This window comes from Amycolatopsis sp. Hca4, from assembly GCF_013364075.1.
Classification (GTDB): domain Bacteria; phylum Actinomycetota; class Actinomycetes; order Mycobacteriales; family Pseudonocardiaceae; genus Amycolatopsis.
Map to the genome: position 1 here is coordinate 7,621,652 of NZ_CP054925.1, position 17,217 is coordinate 7,638,868.

Consider the following 17,217-nt stretch of genomic DNA (forward strand, 5'->3'; position numbering starts at 1 on the left):
ATTCGAGGGTCGACACGCGTGATCAGGGGGTCGACACGGCTCAGTTCCACTCCACCGCAACCCCCGCCAACCCGGGTCCGGCGTCGTTGAAGAACGCGCTGCTCACCCCGCCCATGTCGCACGGCAGCTCCTCCGCCACCACCGGCAGGGCGTCGTCGCGGGCGCGGACCTGGCGGGTGCACCGGGCCGGCAGGGCGTTGCGGTCGAACCTCAGCTGGACCAGGAAACTCGCGCAGCGGTCACGCAGCATGCGGTAATACCCCGGCGAAGCCGAGCCCGAGTCGTCGCGGACCTCGAAGCAGAACACGTGGATGTCGCCCTCGGCCAGCTTGCGGTCGAACAGCAGCTCCGTCGCCATCGTGTCCGCGTCCGGGTTGCGGCGCATCCGCCCGACGCGGCAGCCCTCGTCCGTGATCAGCTCGACGTCGTCGATGCGGCAGCCCGGGTCGCCGTTGTACACCGTCAGGTACCGGTCCGGGCCGTGGCGGCGGGCCCGCGTCACCAGCCGCGTGCGCAAGCTCACCTGCCGGTGCTCGGCGTCGAACGTGATCGTGTCGTGGACCGACAGCAGCTCGAGGTCCGCGTTGTAGTGGTTCGACGACGGGTACGCGCCCAGCTCGGCCAGCAGGTCCTCGACGATCGACCCCATGTCACCGGAACGCAGGTCGTGGAACGACGCCGCCGGCTGGTGGCCGCGGCGGACCAGCCTCGGCCCGATCAGCACCACCAGGGCGTCCGCCGGCAGCTGGAGGACCGATTCCAGGGCCCGGACCGCCGGCAGCGCCTTCGGCACCTCGGGCTGGCGCAGCCCGCGTTGCCAGTAACTCAGCGTCGACTGTCCGATTTGGACCCCGCGCAGCGCGAGGTGCGCCCGCAGCCGGGCCAGTGACAGCCCGCGATAGGCGATCGCCAGTCGCAACGCGTGGTGGAACTCGCCGGTGCGCAGGGCCTCGGTCAGCTCTTTCGGCAGTTCGGCGACCGATGCCCGGGTCGTGCGGGCGCCATCGATGATCAGTGGGAGGTTCCCGTCTTGTACCACCGCTCGTCCCTTCACCCGACCAGTGTGTGCGCTGGGCGTGAACACCGCGGAACGTTCACGGTAGCAGCGTAGGGTGGCCGTGCCGACCCCCGTTCAGGGAGGTTGGCCTCGTTGAGGTGAGCGTTCCGCGTTCCGGCTGTCCCCCGGAACGGTCCGTTCCTCCGGATGGCGTTCTTGCTCCTTGTGACCGCGTTGTTCACCGTTGTGACCACCGCTGGTTCGCCCCACGTTCGAGCAGGAGGCCGTCCGTGCTGGTGAAGTCGAGCCAGGTCCACGCCGTACTGGCGATGAGCCTGCTGTTGTGCCTGGTCGCGCCGGCCACAGCCGGAGCCGCGCCCGGAGTGCCGTCGACGTACCGGAACCAGATCGTCCTGCAGCTCCAGCAGAAGAACCAGTGGTGCTGGGCCGGCGCGGGCAACACCATCGCCGCCTTCCACGGCGAGGTCGTCAGCCAGACGCGGTTCTGCCAGCTCGCCCACGGCGAGAACGGCACCGACTGCGCCAACCTCCCCGGCACGCTCGCCGACCCGCAGCGCGCTTTCGCCCGGCTCGGCTTCAGCTCGCCCGGCCGTTACCTCGACCGGCGGATCTCCTACGCCGACATCCGGACGCAGACGGCGGCGAACCGGCCGGTCGAGACCCGGGTCGGCTACCGCTCGGGCGGTGGCCACACGCACGTCCTCTACGGCTACGACACCCGCGGCGACTGGGTGTTCTGGGGCGACCCCGGCCCCGCCAAGCGCTACAACTGGTCGACCTACGGCTACTACACGCAGAACCCCTCCTTCACCTGGACGCACACGCTCACCGGGATCGCCCGATGAGCAGGCGGGCGCTCGTGCTCGCCGTGCTGACGGGCGCGGCGCTGCTGATGACGGCTCCGGTGTCAGGCGCGGCCCAGGCCGCCGGCATCAGCAGCGCCGACGCCTCCGCGGCGCACCGCGCGGCCGTGGGGCTCCAGGACGTCCTGGCCGGGTTCTTCGCCCAGGCGCCGGGCGCCCAGGGCCCGGTTTCGGTGCAGATCGCGCCGGACGCCTACCCCGTGTACGAGCTCTCGCCGGATTACGTCGCAGGCAAGCCCGACGCGGCGCCGGGTGATTTCGCTTACTTCGCGATCCCCGCGCGCGCCTCGGACGGCCGGTCCGCGACGCTCTGGTCGGTCCGCGGCGCGGACGGCGCCTGGCAGATCGGCAACATCGCTTCGGGTGACGTCGAGGGCGAGTACGCCCGCAAGCTGCCCGCGGGCGCCCAGCTGCTGCACGAACCGCAGATCGACGCCTGGTACGCGGTCTCGGGCGGCCGGGTGACGTCGCTGGCCGACGGCCAGGCGGTCGACGGCTACCAGGGGATCGTCCGAGCCCGCTACGCCGACAAGCTCCCGGGCTCGGCCTACGCCCGCGACGGCGAGGCCGGCGGCTACGACGCCACGTCTCAGGTGATGCCCCGCGGTGACGGCGGCCCGGCACCGTCCGGCCACGACACCGGCTGGGTGCCGCTGCTGATCCTCGTCGGCGTGCTCGCGATCAGCGGCGCCGGCTACGTGCTCCACCTGCGGCGGCACGCCGCCTAGACGAACCGGCGGGCTCGGCGTCGATCCCCTTCCACCGAGCCCGCCGGTCCACCATCGCTAGGGTGACCACCGTGGGTCGACTGGTGGTCATCGAAGGGCTCGACGGCGCGGGCAAGCGCACGCTCACCGACGGGCTGACGACGGCGCTGAACGCGAAGGGCGCGAGCGTCGCGTCTCTGGCGTTCCCGCGCTACGGCGAAAGCGTGCACGCGGACCTCGTCCGCGAGGCGCTGCACCGCGGGCACGGCGACCTCGCCGACTCCGTTTACGGCATGGCGATGCTCTACGCCCTGGACCGCAGCGGCGCCGCGGAGGAGATCCGCGCACTGCGGGACGCGCACGACGTCGTCCTGCTCGACCGGTACGTCGCCTCCAACGCCGCGTACGCGGCCGCGCGCCTGCGGCAGGACGCGTCCGGCGAAGTCGTGAAGTGGGTGTGGGAGCTCGAGGTCGATCGCTTCGGCCTGCCCCGCCCCGACGCGCACCTGCTGCTGCGCGTCGCTCCGGCGGTCGCGGCCGAGCGCGCCGAACGCCGGGCGGAGACCGAGACCGGCCGGGAGCGCGACGCGTTCGAGACCGACGACGGCCTGCAGCGGCGGTGCGCGGCCGTCTACGACGAGCTGGCCGCGGCGGGCTGGCTGGCGCCGTGGCACGTCCTGGACGGCGTCGCGGGCGTGGACCTCGAAGCGCTGGCGGCGACGCTGCTAGGGCAGTAGCCGGGCCGGGTCGAACTGCTCGATCGGGTGCGCGGTGGCGCCGGCCACCACCAGGTCGGCGAGGATTTCGCCGATCACCGGGGCGAACTTGAAGCCGTGGCCGGAGAACCCGCAGGCGAGCACCACCCGCTCCTCGGCCGGGTGCGGGGCGAGCACGAAGCTCTCGTCGGCGGTGTCGGTGTACATGCAGGTCGCGGCCCGGAGGAACGCGCCGGGCAGCGTCGGGAGGTGCCGCTTCACCACGGACGCGATTTCGTGCACCTCGTCCCCGGAGACCTCCCGGTCGATGCCGTCCGGCGTGCACGTCCGGCCGCCGCTGTGGAAGGCGACCTTCACGCCGTCCGCGGGCGCGTTGTGCGCCGGGAAGCCGTAGAACGTGTAGCCGTCGCCTTCCCAGATGTAGACCGGGTGCTCGCGGAACGGCGCGATCCCGCCCGAGGGCGCGAACCAGTACTGCACCTGACGGCGGACCGTGAAGGAGACGCCGAAGCCGCGCAGCAGCTCACCGGCCCACGCGCCGGGGCAGAGCACGAGGCGGCCGGCCGTGTAGTAGTTGTGCGACGTCCCGACGCGCACCCCGCAGGCCGTGGTGCTCCAGGTGAACACCTTCTCCTCGTGGTGCAGTTCCGCACCGCACCGCGCGGCGAGCTGCAGGTGCGCGGCGACGCTGCCTTCGGGCGAGACCAGGCCGGCGCCCGGCTCGTACAGCGCGACTTCGCCGTCCGCCGGCGCCATCGTCGGGAAGCGGCGCCGGATCGCGTCGGCGTCCAGCAGCTCGTGCGGGATGCCGAACGCCTCCGCCGAGGCCACGCTGCCGGTGATCGTGCGCGAATCCGCCGTGCCGACCATGAGGCCGCCGCAGCGGGTGAACAGCCGCCGTCCGCTGTCGCGCTCGAGGCCGTCCCACAGTTCGTGGGCCCGCAGCAGCAGCGGCACGTACTCGGGGCCTTCGAGGTAGGCCTGGCGGGTGATCCGCGAACCGCCGTGGCTCGACCCGCGGTTGTGCACCGGCGCGAACTGGTCGATGCCGAGCACCCGCTGCCCGCGCTGCGCCAGCCGGTACGCCGCGGCGCTGCCCATCCCGCCGAGGCCGACGACGATCACGTCGTAGTGCGTCATGCCGCACTCTCCGGAAGCCGGGCGTACCCGAGTGATACTTCCACAGTGGACAGTCCGGGCGCCACGGCCGTCCGGAGCCGTGCTGCCATGTCGCGGCTCCCTTCGGCACGGTTGCGCCTTCGGCAACAACGTGCGTCAGGGGAGACACGGTGTCAAGCACCCGAAACGGTGCCTTCAGTCCCGGAAGTACCCCAGCTGTGCGGAAAGCTCATCCGCCGCTTCCGTCATCGGCTTCACGATCTGCTTCACGCGCTGCTTCGAAAGCCGGTACGACGGCCCGGAAGCGCTCATCGCGGCGACGACTTCCCCGCCGGGGCCGTGGATCGGCACGGCGACCGCGTGCATCCCGAGCTCGAGTTCTTCGTAGCAGGCCGCGTAACCGTCTTCGACCACCCGGTCCAGCTCGGCCAGCAGCTCGTCCGCCTCGACCGTCGTGCGCGGGGTGTACTGCTCCAGCTTCCGCTTCAGCACCCGCTTTCGCTCGGCTTCGCCCATGTACGCCAGGAGGACCTTGCCGCTGGAGGTGGCGTGCAGCGGGGTCCGCTGGCCCGTCCAGTTCTGGGTGGTGATCGCGGCCGAGCCACGGGCCTGGCTGATGTTGATGGCGACGCCGTCGTCGGCGATGGCGATGTTCACCGTCTCGCCCAGTTCCTCGGCCAGCGCCAGGCAGGTGGCCCGGCCCAGCTTCGCGAGGTCCATCCGGCCGGTCGCGGCCCCGGCCAGCCGGACGACGCCGAAGCCGATGGCGTACTTCCCGCGCTCGCCGAGCTGCTCGACCAGCCCTCTGGTCTCCAGGACGCTGAGCAGGCGCGACGCCGTCGACTTGTGGACGCCCAGTTCGCCCGCGATCTCGGTGATGCCGGTTTCGCCGTTGCGCGCGAGCAGCTCCAGCACGCTGATGGCGCGGTCGACCGATTGCACCTGGCTCTGAGTTGCGTTGCCCGGGTCCTGGTTCCGCATGGCGCAACAGTATCCGTTTCGCGACGGCCCGATCGGCTGAGTGGGGGAATCTCTTGACGAGGACCGCCTCGAAGCCGGATTGTTGCGGAAGAGGCACGCCGCTGCACAGTGCGCAACCTTCACGTACCGCCCCGGCATTCCGCCAGTCGTTCCCGGAGGCCCTGATGATCCGAGCCTGCGCCGTCGCCGACCTGCCCGAAGGGGAGGCCCTCCGCCTCGACGGTCCCGCTCCGATCGCGGTGTTCCACACCGGGGACGGCTTCCTCGCCGTCGACGACACGTGCACGCATCAGGACGCCTCCCTCGCCGACGGCTGGCTCGAAGGCTGTTTCGTCGAATGCCCGCTGCACGCCGCGCGGTTCGACCTGCGCACCGGCGTGCCGGCCTGCCTGCCGGCGAAGGAACCGCTGCGGACGCACCGCGTGGTCGTCACTGACGGCGTCGTGTACGTCGACGCGCCCGTGCCCGCCGTTCCCTGAGCTCTCCTCGCAGGTCCGTGGAGGTCGTGCCGGGGTTCCGGCGTGGCCTCCACGGACCGTCCAAACCGGCCGGTACCGGCACCCGGATGGAGCAGGCGGCCGCGGCGATCTTGATCTTTCTGGTGGTCAAACACGCGGGTCGTGCGTGCGGGCGCCGGAACTAGTGCGAATATGTGGACATGAAGGCACGTGTTCTCGTGGTCGACGACGACCCCGCCCTCGCGGAGATGCTCACCATCGTGCTCCGTGGGGAGGGGTTCGACACGGCGGTGGTCGCCGACGGCTCACGCGCGCTGCCCGCGCTGCGCGAGCTGAAGCCGGACCTCGTCCTGCTCGACCTGATGCTGCCCGGGATGAACGGGATCGACGTCTGCAAGGCGATCCGCGCCGAGTCCGGGGTGCCGATCGTCATGCTCACCGCCAAGAGCGACACCGTCGACATCGTCCTCGGCCTGGAGTCCGGCGCCGACGACTACGTCGTCAAGCCGTTCAAGCCGAAGGAGCTGGTCGCGCGGGTGCGGGCCCGCATGCGCCGCACCGAGGCCGAGCCGGCGGAATCGCTCACCATCGGCGACCTGGCGATCGACGTGCCGGGCCACGAGGTCACGCGCGAAGGCAAGGCCATCCCGCTGACCCCGCTGGAGTTCGACCTGCTGGTGGCGCTGGCCCGCAAGCCGCGCCAGGTGTTCACCCGCGAGGTGCTGCTCGAGCAGGTCTGGGGCTACCGCCACGCGGCCGACACCCGGCTGGTGAACGTGCACGTCCAGCGCCTGCGGTCGAAGGTGGAGAAGGACCCGGAGCACCCCGAGGTGGTGTTGACCGTTCGCGGTGTCGGGTACAAGGCCGGCCCGCCGTGATGAGTCGATGACGTCCGAGAGCGGCAGACGGATCCCGGCGTTCGCGCGTTCGACGGCACGCCTGGTGCGGCGTGTCGTCGTTTTCGCGCGCCGTCGCGCGGTCGCGTTCAACGAGCTGTGGAAGCACTCGCTGCAGTTCCGCGTCACCGTGTCGACGCTCGCGCTGTCCTCGGCCGTGGTCTTCGTGCTGGGCATGGTGCTGCAGAACCAGATCACCGAACGGCTGCTGGACACCAAGCGCACGGCGGCGATCGCGCAGACCCGCGCGGCGGCGGAGACGGCCGCCGGCGAGCTCGTCGGCCTCGGCTCCGAAAACGGCGACGCGCTGACGAACCGGCTCGAGAACGCGCTGAAGAAGATCGCGATCACGCCAGCCAGCCAGGACGCGGCCGGGTCGGCGGCAGGCACGTTCGTCCCGGTGCTCGCCAGCGGCGGGCGCGACCAGTCCGGTGGGGCGCCGTCGTTCTCGGGCCCGTTCGAGAACGTGCCGCCGCGGCTGCGCCAGTTCGTCGAAGCCGACCAGACGAGCTTCCTCGAGCACACCGTCCCCGACTCCGGCGGCGGGCGCACGACGTACCTGATCGTCGGCACGCCGCTGAGCACCGTGGCCACCCCGCTGCAGCTGTACTTGCTGTTCCCGCTGACGACCGAGCAGAACACGGTTTCGACCGTGCAGAACACGCTGCTGGTCGGCGGCCTCGTGCTGCTGCTCCTGCTGGCCGGCATCACGAACCTGGTGACGCGGCAGGTGGTGCGGCCGGTCCGGCAGGCCGCCGCCGCGGCCGAGCAGTTCGCCGGCGGTGACCTCGACCAGCGGCTCGCCGTGCTCGGCGAAGACGACCTGGCGAAGCTCGCGGTGTCCTACAACGAGATGGCCGCCAGCATCCAGCGCCAGATCCGCCAGCTCGAGGAGTTCGGCGGCCTGCAGCGCCGGTTCACCTCCGACGTCTCCCACGAACTGCGCACCCCGCTGACCACGGTCCGGATGGCCGCCGACGTGCTGCACGCCTCCCGCGAGCAGTTCCCGCCCGGTCTCGCGCGGTCGACGGAGCTGCTGGTCGACGAGCTCGACCGGTTCGAGGCGCTGCTCGGCGACCTGCTGGAGATCAGCAGGCTCGACGCGGGTGTCGAGGAGCTGGCCGCCGAATACATCGACGTCCGCCCGATCGCCACCCGCGCGGTCGAGCAGGTGCGGGTGATCGCCGGCAACGCGGGCAGCTCGGTCGAGCTGGTGCTGCCCGAGGACGAGGTGATCGCCGAGGTCGACGCCCGGCGCGTCGAGCGGATCCTGCGCAACCTGCTCGCCAACGCCGTCGACCACAGCGAGGGCAAGCCGGTGGTGCTGACGGTCGGGGCGAACGAGACCGCCGTCGCCATCACGGTCCGGGACCACGGCGTCGGCCTGCGGCCCGGCGAGGCGGACCTGGTGTTCAACCGGTTCTGGCGGGCCGACCCGTCGCGCAACCGGCGCACCGGCGGCACCGGGCTGGGCCTGGCGATCAGCCAGGAGGACGCGCGCCTGCACGGCGGCGAGCTCGACGCCTGGGGCGAGCCCGGCAACGGCGCCTGCTTCCGGCTCCTGCTGCCGCGCCGCCAGGACGTGCCCGCGGGCGACTCGCCGCTGGTCCTGCCGCCGCCGGACCGGTTCGCCGCCGAAGTGCCGCTCGGGATCATCGACGTCACGCCGGCTTCGGAGGCGATCTTCGCGGAACGTGAGGGAATCGGTCAGTGAAACGGCTCCTGCTGCTGGTGTTGTGCTTGACGTTGCTCGCGGGCTGCGCGAACGTGCCGCTGGAATCGCAGCCGCAGGTGGTGCCCGGCGAGCGCCAAGGCCAGAGCCCCGGTGACGTCGTCCCCGAGCCGCCGCCGGGCATCGACCCGCTGTCGCTGGTCCGCGCCTTCGTCGGGGCGACGCTCAAGCCGGGGCAGAACAACGCCGCCGCGCGGGCCTACCTGGACGAGCAGAGCCGGGTGAACTGGCGGCCGAGCCGCAACCTGACGGTCATCCAGGACACCTTCGGCACGGTCTACGACACCGCGCCGCCACCGGACCCGAACACGCAGGTCGTCAACGTGCGCGGGATCGACATCGGCACGCTGGACCAGAGCAGCGCGTTCGTGCCGGACTACACGTCGGCGCTGCTGCAGGTGAAGGTGCGCCGCCAGGCGAACAACCAGTGGCGGATCGTCGACCCGCCGGCCGACCTGTACGCGACCGAGTCCGACTTCAGCGAGAACTACACGCCGGTGCCGGTGAGCTTCTACTCGGAGTCGTCGGCCACCTTCGTCCCCGACCGGCGCTACGTCGTGGCGAAGCCGCAGTCGGGGCTGCCGGGCCGGGTGATGGACCTGCTGGTGAACGGGCCGTCGACGAGCCTGGCCGGCGCGGTGAAGAACCTGCTCGGCGATCCCATCGAGATCGACACGAACGTCAAGAGCCTCGACGACGGGACCCTGGTGGTGCCGCTGACCGGGCTCTCCGGGGTGCCCGACGACATCCGGAACCTGATCGCCGCGCAGATCGTGCTGTCCCTGCAGTACGTCACGTCGGCCCGGATCCGCATCCTCGGCGACGGCGCCCCGCTCGTGCCGAACCACCCGGACTGGCGGCAGAACGACCTGCCGGCGTACGGCGCGTCGCTGTCGATCAGCCCGCAGCTGCTGGGCCTGATGACGGTCGACGGCCGGGTCCGGTCCCTCGGCGACGGCGCCCCGGTGGGCGGCCCGGCGGGCAACGGCGGGTACGACGTGGTGAGCGCGGCCCAGTCGATCGACGGCAAGCGGCTGGCGGTGGTCGAGCGCAGCGGCGGCGGCGTCCGCCTGCGCATCGGCGACCTCGGCCGCGACCTGGCGCTGACCACGCTCGGCGGCAGTTCCCTGTCCCGCCCGACGTGGCGCCCGGGCACCGGCGAGCTGTGGACGGTGGTCGACGGGCTGTCGGTGGGCCGGATGGTGCTCGACCAGAACGGCCACTGGACGGCGCTGAGCGTCAACGCCACGGACCTGACCCAGCAGGGCGACATCACGGAGCTGAGGTTCTCCCGCGACGGCGCCCGCGTGGCGGCGGTGATCAAGGGGCAGCTGTGGGTGGCCTCGGTGGTCGTCAACGGCGACTCGGTGTCCCTGCGCGAGCCCCGGCACCTGCAGCCGCACGACCTCGAGGACGTCGTGGACGTGGACTGGGTCGCGCCGGACAGCCTGGTGGCGGTGACGAAGTCGCCGTCCCAGCCGGTGGTCAAGGTGACGGTGGACGGCCAGCGCATGGACGCGTTCAACAGCAGCAACCTGACCCCGACGGTCCACGGCGTGACGGCGGCGCCGGGCCGCCAGATCGTGGTGGCGGACGCGAACGGGCTGTGGACGGCCTCGGTGCTGGGTGAGGTCTGGCGCCCGCAGAGCCACACGATGAAGGACGCGGATCCCTTCTACCCGGGCTGATCTTTTTCACGCCTGTGGGTGACGGCTTCGGGGCCGAAACTGTCGGTGCCGGTCGTGACACTGGCCGTGTGCTGAAGAGACTGATCGATCTGCTGCTCCCCAGCCGCTGCGCCGCGTGCGGAGCCCGGGGCGAGCCCTGCTGTGCCCGGTGCGAGGGGGTGTGGGGCGCGGCCCGGGAGGTGGTGCGCGGGCCGACGGCGGGGTTGGTGCGGGTGTTCGCGCTGGGCCGGTATCGCGGTGTGGGTCGGAAGCTGCTGATCGCGTACAAGGAGCGGGGGCGGCGGGACCTGGCGGCTTCGCTGGGGCGGGTGCTGGCGGAGGCCTTGGCGGAGTTGCCGCTGGAGGTGGGGGTACCTGGGGGAGGTCGGCCTGGGCCGGTCTCGGCTGGGCCGGGCCCGGGCGGCGATCGGGCTGAGGCAGGCGGGGTTCCGGCTGAGCTGAGTGGCGCCCGGACTGGGGGTACGCCTGCGGTGCCGAGAGGTGCCGGGCCGAGCCGGCTTCCGGATCGGCTGGTCGGCGGTCCGGCTGACCCGCCGGGGGTTCCGGCGCAGCCGATTGGTGCTGGGCCAGTGCGGCTTCCGGATCGGCCGGTCGGCGATTCGCCGGAAGTTCCGGTGCCATCACGGCGAGCTTCAGCCAGGCAGGCCGGCGCCCTTGCCGCACAGCCGCGCCTCGGGAGTGGCCGCACCCCACCGCAAGCCGCCGAAGCGCGACCCCCGACCCGAGCGCTCTGCCTGGTCCCGGCGCCGAGCCGTCCCTCAGCGGCGCGAGTCCGCGGCGGCCCCCACGTCGAGCGCCTGGCCGACGCAGCCGCCGCCGTCCTCACCGCGCGCGGCATCCCCACCGCCGTCGCCCCGGCCCTGCAACTGGCCGGATCAGCCCGTGACGCAGTCGGCCTCACGCACGAACAGCGCAAGGCCAACCTGTCCGGCCGCCTGAAATTCCGCGAAGCCGGCCGCCCGCCTCCGGGCTACGCCGTCGTGGTCCTCGACGACGTGATCACCACCGGAGCCACCGCGGCCGCCTGCACGCGGGTACTGACCGCGGCCGGGGTCACCGTCTCCGCCGTCCTGACCCTCCTGGCAGCCGGCTGACCCGGCCACGGTGCTCGAAGGAACGACCCATGGGAACCACTGTGGACCTTTCCGCCCGACCCCGCAGCCGAAAGAAACTCGGTACCGGTTCCGCACCTCACCCGGAACAAACATCAACCGGACCGTCCCGAAAACCATCCGGCCCCAGCTCAAGCCGGAAAAAGGAGCACGAAAACCCACCACGCGCACCCGGGTGAACCGATCATCACCTACACGAGTGACATCAAGCGGGAACGCGAGCGAACCGGCGCCCGTTGTCCGGGCATGAGGGTGTCGATCACGATCACTCGGCTGCCGCACCACTCCACCGGGGTGGCGGCTGCGGGCGGTCGGGCCGTCACCCTCGGCGTCCACCAGGAGGCAGCGATGCGCCGTCCGTGTGAAGGCACGATGAGCGCGCCGCGTCCGACCAGCGGGTGTTTTGTGGTGCCTGCTCCGCGATCACTGCGCGGGGTGACCGAGTCTCATCCCCTGACATCCCCCGGCTCGGGGGCTGTTGTAACGGGCGTGAGGAAGCTAACGTGCTCCGCAATCAGCAATCCCCGCAGGCAGGGAGGTGACGAGCCCATGTCCCTGGCGCCGGAGGTGCGCTGAGTCCGCGCTCGGTCACCGGAACGAGACGTCGTCCTCCGTTTCCGAGTTCCTTCTCAGCCCGCGATCCGGGCTCACGTCCCCGCAATACCGGCGCCGTGTTTGAAACACAACAGCTCGCAGTCATCTCAGCGAGGGAGGTCGTGTATGGACATCGTCGTTAAGGGCCGCAACGTGGAGGTGCCCGACCACTATCGGGCGCTTGTCAGCGAAAAGCTGGCCCGTCTCGAGCGCTACGACAGGAAAGTCATCCGGTACGACGTGGAACTGTTCCACGAACCCAACCGGCGCCAGGCCAAGAGCTGCCAGCGCGTCGAGATCACCGGAAAGGGGCGAGGCCCGGCCGTACGCGCCGAAGCGTGTGCCGCCGACTTCTACGCGGCGCTCGATTCCGCAGTCACCAAGCTAGAAAACCGGCTGCGGAGGACACACGACCGGAGGCGCGTGCACTACGGCCGCAGCCGCCCGGAATCGGTCGCCGAAGCGACCTCGGCACTGCCGGGTGGTGGATCCCCGGCCGCAGCCAGTCCCGCCGCGCGTACCGCGGTGTTGGACGCACCGGAACCGCAGGCCGAAGGCTTCGCGAGTGCCGATGAGATCCGCCTGCCCCAGCAGCAGAGCTGGGCCGACGACGACCTGGGTCACCAGCCCGGCCGCGTCGTTCGCGAGAAGCAGCACACCGCGGAGCCCATGACGGTTGACCAGGCTCTCTACGAGATGGAGCTGGTCGGCCACGACTTCTACCTCTTCAACGACTCCGACGCGGGCCGGCCCAGCGTGGTCTACCGGCGGAAAGGCTTCGACTACGGCGTGATCCGGCTCGGCTGAGCCGGGCTCGAAGGAGGCCATCACGGAGGGCCCGCACGTGCTCGCGTGCGGGCCTTCCGCATGTCAGAACCTTATTCTGGTTAGGTCGGCGCTACGGACCGCAGGCCGCCCGCCCGCGGTGACATTCGCGCCGGCCGACGGCTGAATAAGGTTCTCAGGACGTACGGCGTGTGCACACGGCGGCCCCCGTTCCCTACGATGGGGGTGGGAAGGTGGTGCCGAACACGGCCGCCACCGCGGGAGAACCTGCCCGGGACCGGCCTGGGCGTGCTCATATTCAGCTAGTGAGGTCGACCGGATGGTGCTGAACCGCCTGCTCCGCGCGGGTGAGGGCAAGATGGTGAAGCGGCTGCGCAACATCGCCGATCACATCAACACCCTCGAAGACGACGTCAAGGACCTGACCGACGCCGAGCTGCGGGCCAAGACCGAGGAGTTCCGCAAGCGGAACGGCGACGGCGAATCCCTCGACGACCTGCTGCCGGAGGCCTTCGCGGTCGTCCGGGAAGCGGCCAAGCGGGTGCTGGGCCAGCGCCACTTCGACGTCCAGCTGATGGGCGGCGCGGCGCTGCACCTCGGCCAGGTCGCCGAGATGAAGACCGGCGAGGGCAAGACGCTCACCTGCGTCCTCCCCGCCTACCTCAACGCCATCCCCGGCAAGGGCGTCCACGTCGTCACGACGAACGACTACCTGGCCAAGCGCGACTCGGAGTGGATGGGCCGCATCCACCGCTTCCTCGGCCTCGAGGTCGGCGTGATCCTCTCGGAGCAGCAGCCGGACGTGCGGCGCTCCCAGTACAACGCCGACATCACCTACGGCACGAACAACGAGTTCGGCTTCGACTACCTGCGCGACAACATGGCGTGGAGCCTCGACGACTGCGTGCAGCGCGGGCACAACTTCGCCATCGTCGACGAGGTGGACTCGATCCTCATCGACGAGGCCAGGACGCCGCTGATCATCTCCGGCCCGGCGGACCAGTCGTCGCGCTGGTACGTCGAGTTCGCGCGGCTCGCCCCGCTGATGAACGGCATCGACACCACCACGATGGGGTCGCGCGAGCGCGTCGAGAAGACGAACCTGATCAACTCGAAGTACCACTACGAGGTCGACGTCCGGAAGCGCACCGTCGCCGTCACGGAGAAGGGCGTCCGGTTCGTCGAGGACCAGCTCGGCATCGAGAACCTCTACGAGGCCGCGAACACCCCGCTGGTCGGGTACCTGAACAACGCGCTCAAGGTGAAGGAACTCTTCCACCGCGACAAGGACTACATCGTCCGCAACGGCGAAGTCATGATCGTCGACGAGTTCACCGGGCGCATCCTGGTCGGCCGCCGCTACAACGAGGGCATGCACCAGGCGATCGAGGCCAAGGAAAAGGTCGAGATCAAGGCCGAGAACCAGACGCTCGCCACGATCACGCTGCAGAACTACTTCCGCCTCTACGAGAAGCTGTCCGGCATGACCGGTACGGCCGAGACCGAGGCCGCGGAGTTCCACCAGACCTACAAGCTGGGTGTGGTGCCGATCCCGACGAACCGGCCGATGATCCGCCAGGACCAGCCGGACCTGATCTACAAGACCGAGCAGGCCAAGTTCGAGGCGGTCGCCGAGGACATCGCCGAGCGGCACGAGAAGGGCCAGCCGGTCCTCGTCGGCACCACGAGCGTCGAGAAGTCCGAGCACCTGTCGAAGCTGCTGGTGAAGCTGAGCGTCCCGCACGAGGTGCTGAACGCGAAGCACCACGACCGCGAGGCGCTGATCGTCGCGCGCGCGGGTCAGAAGGGTGCCGTCACGGTCGCCACGAACATGGCCGGCCGCGGTACCGACATCGTGCTCGGCGGCAACCCCGACCTGATCGCCGACCAGGTGCTGCGCGAGCGCGGCCTGGACCCGGTCGAGCACTCCGAGGAGTACGAGGCCGCGTGGCCCGAGGTCCTCGAGCAGGTCAAGGCGGAGTCGAAGGCCGAGGCCGAAGAGGTCCGCGAGGCCGGCGGGCTCTATGTCCTGGGCACCGAGCGGCACGAATCGCGCCGCATCGACAACCAGCTCCGCGGCCGGTCCGGCCGTCAGGGCGACCCGGGCGAGTCCCGCTTCTACCTCTCGCTCGGTGACGAGCTCATGCGCCGCTTCAACGCGACCATGGTCGAGCGCGTCATGACGACCATGCGGCTGCCCGACGACGTGCCGATCGAGCACAAGATGGTCTCCAAGGCCATCAAGAGCGCGCAGACCCAGGTCGAGCAGATCAACATGGAGCAGCGCAAGGACGTCCTCAAGTACGACGAGGTCATGAACGAGCAGCGCAAGGTGATCTACGCCGAGCGCCACCGCGTCCTGGCCGGCGAGAACCTGCGCGACCAGATCGAGGGCATGCTCCAGGACGTCGTCAACGCCTATGTGGACGGTGCGACGGCCAACGGCTACGCCGAGGACTGGGACCACGAGAAGCTGTGGTCGGCGTTGAAGCAGCTCTACCCGGTCAGCGTGACCTGGGACGAGCTGATGGAGGACGGGGACCTCGACGCCGAGGGCCTGCGCGAAGCGCTGCTCGCGGACGCCCGCCGCGCCTACGACCAGCGCGAGGCGGAGATCAACGCGCTCGTCGGCCCGGAGGGCATGCGGACCCTGGAACACCAGGTGATGCTGACGGTCCTCGACCGGAAGTGGCGCGAGCACCTCTACGAGATGGACTACCTCAAGCAGGGCATCGGCATGCGGGCGCTCGCGCAGCGCGACCCGCTGATCGAGTACCAGCGCGAGGGCTTCGACATGTTCCGCGCGATGCTCGACTCGCTGAAGGAGGAGGCCGTCGGCTTCCTGTTCAACCTGCAGGTCGAGCGGGCCGAGGCCCCGCCGGCGGAGGAGGCCGCGGCGCTGCCGACGGGTGTCCCGGCCGGCAACGGCCAGGCGACCGAAGGCCGTCACGCGCGGCCGGCGCCGCCGCAGCCGCCGACGACCGACTCCGAGTCCGTTCCGGCCGCGCTGCGCGGCAAGGGCCTCGGCGGCGGTAGCCCGCAGTCGGGCATGATGCTGTCCGGCCCGGGCGAGGACGGCGAGGTCGAGTCCCACTCGGAGGGCGGGCCGCAGGCCGCGGGCGGTGGCGCCGGCGGGACGCGCCGCGACCGTCGCGCCGCCCAGCGTGACGCCGCCAAGAAGGGCAAGAAGGGCCCGCGTCGCTGACACGGGTGTAGAGACCGGGGCGCGCGGCTAGGCCGCGCGCCCCGGTGTCGGTTACGGGGGGTTTTCGGGTGACATCGGCGGATTCACAGGAGTTCCTCGCGCTGTTCGGCGCCGAGCGGCGGCCGGACCCGTACCCGCACTACCGGAGCTGGCGCGAGCGCCATCCGGTGGCGGCCGTCGCCGAGCGGATGTTCGTGGTCAGCGGCTTCGCGGAGGCCACGCAGGTGCTGCGCGAGCCGGCGTTCGGCCACCCGGAACCCGAGTACCTGGATCCGGCGGACCGCCTCCCGGACCAGCCGGTCGACGAAGCGGGACGCGTGGTCCGGGGGTTCCTGTCGCTGAACCCGCCGGACCACACCCGCCTGCGCCGGCTGGTGGCGAAGGCGTTCACGCCGCGGATGGTGGAGCAGCTCACCCCGCGCATCGAGGAGATCGCGGCGGAGTTGCTCGACCGCGCGCCGGTCGAATGCGACCTCATGACGTCACTCGCGAAGCCGTTGCCGGTCGAGGTGATCGCGGAACTGCTCGGCGTGCCGCTGGACGACCGCGAGCGGTTCGCGGAGTGGTCGCACGCGATGGCGCGGGCGCTGGACCCGCCGCTCCTGCAGCACCCGGGCACGGCCGAGCCGGCGATCAAGGCCCGCCAGTCGTTCGTGGCGTACTTCCGTGTGCTGGCGGCCGAGCGGCGCCGCGAGCCGGGCGAGGACCTGTTGTCGGCACTGGTGGCGGTCTCGGACGCGGGGGACGTCCTCAGCGAGGGCGAGCTGCTGGTGACGCTGACGCTCCTGCTGATCGCCGGCCACGAGACGACGACGAACCTGATCGGCAACGGCGTCCTGGCGTTGCTGAGCGGCCCGGAGGGTTTGAAGCCGCTGGGCACGGAGGGCGAGAACGCGGCGCGGGTGCTGGAGGAGGTGCTGCGCTACGACTCCCCGGTCCAGCTGACGGCCCGCACGGCCCTGCGCGACACCACGCTGGCCGGGCTGGAGGTACCGGAGAACAGCCAGCTGATCGTCCTGATCGGAGCGGCCAACCACGACCCGGCAACGGGACCGTCGCCGGACAGGTTCGACCCGGCACGCGAGCCGGGGCGGCACCTGGCGTTCGGCCAGGGGATCCACTTCTGCCTAGGGGCGCCGCTGGCCCGGTTGGAGGCCCGGATCGCGTTCCGCGAGCTGGCCCGCCGCCGCCCGGACCTGAGCCTGGCGGCCGACCCGGCCTGGAACCCGACGACGACCTTGCGTGGCTTGTCGACCTTGCCGGTGACCAACGGCAGTTAGGACGAGCGTGCTGCCGCCCGCGGTGCCGTAGGCGGCTTCGAGCGCCCGGCCACCACGCCGAC

The 17,217-nt window shown here is 71.1% G+C and carries 14 protein-coding genes; 11 read left to right on the plus strand and 3 right to left on the minus strand.

Features of this window, described 5'->3' with window-relative positions; genetic code table 11:
- Window positions 1-40: 40 nt before the first annotated feature.
- Window positions 41-1,039 (minus strand): hypothetical protein, encoded by a 999-nt coding sequence (locus tag HUT10_RS34495; protein ID WP_176178166.1) that lies wholly within the window; start codon window positions 1,037-1,039, stop codon window positions 41-43.
- Window positions 1,040-1,287: 248 nt separating this feature from the next.
- Here HUT10_RS34495 and HUT10_RS34500 point away from each other — a divergent pair, with 248 nt between their 5' ends.
- The 3 genes from HUT10_RS34500 (at window position 1,288) to HUT10_RS34510 (ending at window position 3,325) form a co-directional block, all read left to right on the plus strand.
- A complete protein-coding gene (locus HUT10_RS34500) occupies window positions 1,288-1,863 on the plus strand; it encodes a papain-like cysteine protease family protein (RefSeq protein ID WP_176175008.1) in 576 nt (191 codons plus the stop codon).
- Window positions 1,860-2,609 carry a hypothetical protein gene (locus HUT10_RS34505; RefSeq protein WP_176175009.1) on the plus strand — a complete coding sequence of 250 codons (750 nt, stop codon included), beginning with the start codon at window positions 1,860-1,862 and terminating at the stop codon, window positions 2,607-2,609. The genes HUT10_RS34500 and HUT10_RS34505 overlap by 4 nt, the downstream gene beginning before the upstream one ends.
- Before the next feature lie 62 nt (window positions 2,610-2,671).
- On the plus strand, window positions 2,672-3,325 hold the full coding sequence (locus tag HUT10_RS34510) for a dTMP kinase (RefSeq protein WP_254897146.1): 654 nt from the start codon (window positions 2,672-2,674) through the stop codon (window positions 3,323-3,325).
- Here HUT10_RS34510 and solA read toward each other — a convergent pair.
- Together solA and HUT10_RS34520 are read right to left on the minus strand one after the other, a co-directional pair.
- Window positions 3,314-4,444, minus strand: a complete 1,131-nt coding sequence (gene solA / locus HUT10_RS34515) for an N-methyl-L-tryptophan oxidase (RefSeq protein ID WP_176175010.1) — start codon at window positions 4,442-4,444, stop codon at window positions 3,314-3,316. The two genes, HUT10_RS34510 and solA, sit on opposite strands and share 12 nt — an antisense overlap.
- A 174-nt stretch (window positions 4,445-4,618) precedes the next feature.
- Complete coding sequence (locus HUT10_RS34520) at window positions 4,619-5,404, minus strand: IclR family transcriptional regulator (protein WP_176175011.1); 786 nt, start codon at window positions 5,402-5,404, stop codon at window positions 4,619-4,621.
- 164 nt (window positions 5,405-5,568) lie between these two features.
- Here HUT10_RS34520 and HUT10_RS34525 point away from each other — a divergent pair, with 164 nt between their 5' ends.
- From HUT10_RS34525 to HUT10_RS34560, 8 genes are all read left to right on the plus strand, one after another.
- On the plus strand, window positions 5,569-5,883 hold the full coding sequence (locus HUT10_RS34525; RefSeq protein ID WP_176175012.1) for a bifunctional 3-phenylpropionate/cinnamic acid dioxygenase ferredoxin subunit: 315 nt from the start codon (window positions 5,569-5,571) through the stop codon (window positions 5,881-5,883).
- A gap of 179 nt (window positions 5,884-6,062) precedes the next feature.
- Complete coding sequence (gene mtrA / locus HUT10_RS34530) at window positions 6,063-6,740, plus strand: MtrAB system response regulator MtrA (protein ID WP_005150760.1); 678 nt, start codon at window positions 6,063-6,065, stop codon at window positions 6,738-6,740.
- Window positions 6,741-6,747: 7 nt separating this feature from the next.
- On the plus strand, window positions 6,748-8,472 hold the full coding sequence (gene mtrB / locus HUT10_RS34535; protein ID WP_176175013.1) for an MtrAB system histidine kinase MtrB: 1,725 nt from the start codon (window positions 6,748-6,750) through the stop codon (window positions 8,470-8,472).
- A complete protein-coding gene (locus tag HUT10_RS34540) occupies window positions 8,469-10,178 on the plus strand; it encodes an LpqB family beta-propeller domain-containing protein (RefSeq protein ID WP_176175014.1) in 1,710 nt (569 codons plus the stop codon). Before mtrB ends, HUT10_RS34540 begins: the two co-directional genes overlap by 4 nt.
- Before the next feature lie 614 nt (window positions 10,179-10,792).
- A complete protein-coding gene (locus tag HUT10_RS51345; RefSeq protein ID WP_254897147.1) occupies window positions 10,793-11,272 on the plus strand; it encodes a hypothetical protein in 480 nt (159 codons plus the stop codon).
- 738 nt (window positions 11,273-12,010) lie between these two features.
- Window positions 12,011-12,691, plus strand: coding sequence for a ribosome-associated translation inhibitor RaiA (gene raiA / locus HUT10_RS34550; RefSeq protein ID WP_176175016.1), 681 nt, complete (start codon window positions 12,011-12,013; stop codon window positions 12,689-12,691).
- A gap of 298 nt (window positions 12,692-12,989) precedes the next feature.
- Window positions 12,990-15,875 (plus strand): preprotein translocase subunit SecA, encoded by a 2,886-nt coding sequence (gene secA, locus HUT10_RS34555; RefSeq protein ID WP_176175017.1) that lies wholly within the window; start codon window positions 12,990-12,992, stop codon window positions 15,873-15,875.
- A 68-nt stretch (window positions 15,876-15,943) separates the two neighbouring features.
- Window positions 15,944-17,155: a cytochrome P450 gene (locus tag HUT10_RS34560; RefSeq protein WP_176175018.1), complete on the plus strand. Its 1,212-nt coding sequence runs from the start codon at window positions 15,944-15,946 to the stop codon at window positions 17,153-17,155.
- The last annotated feature ends 62 nt before the right edge of the window (window positions 17,156-17,217 follow it).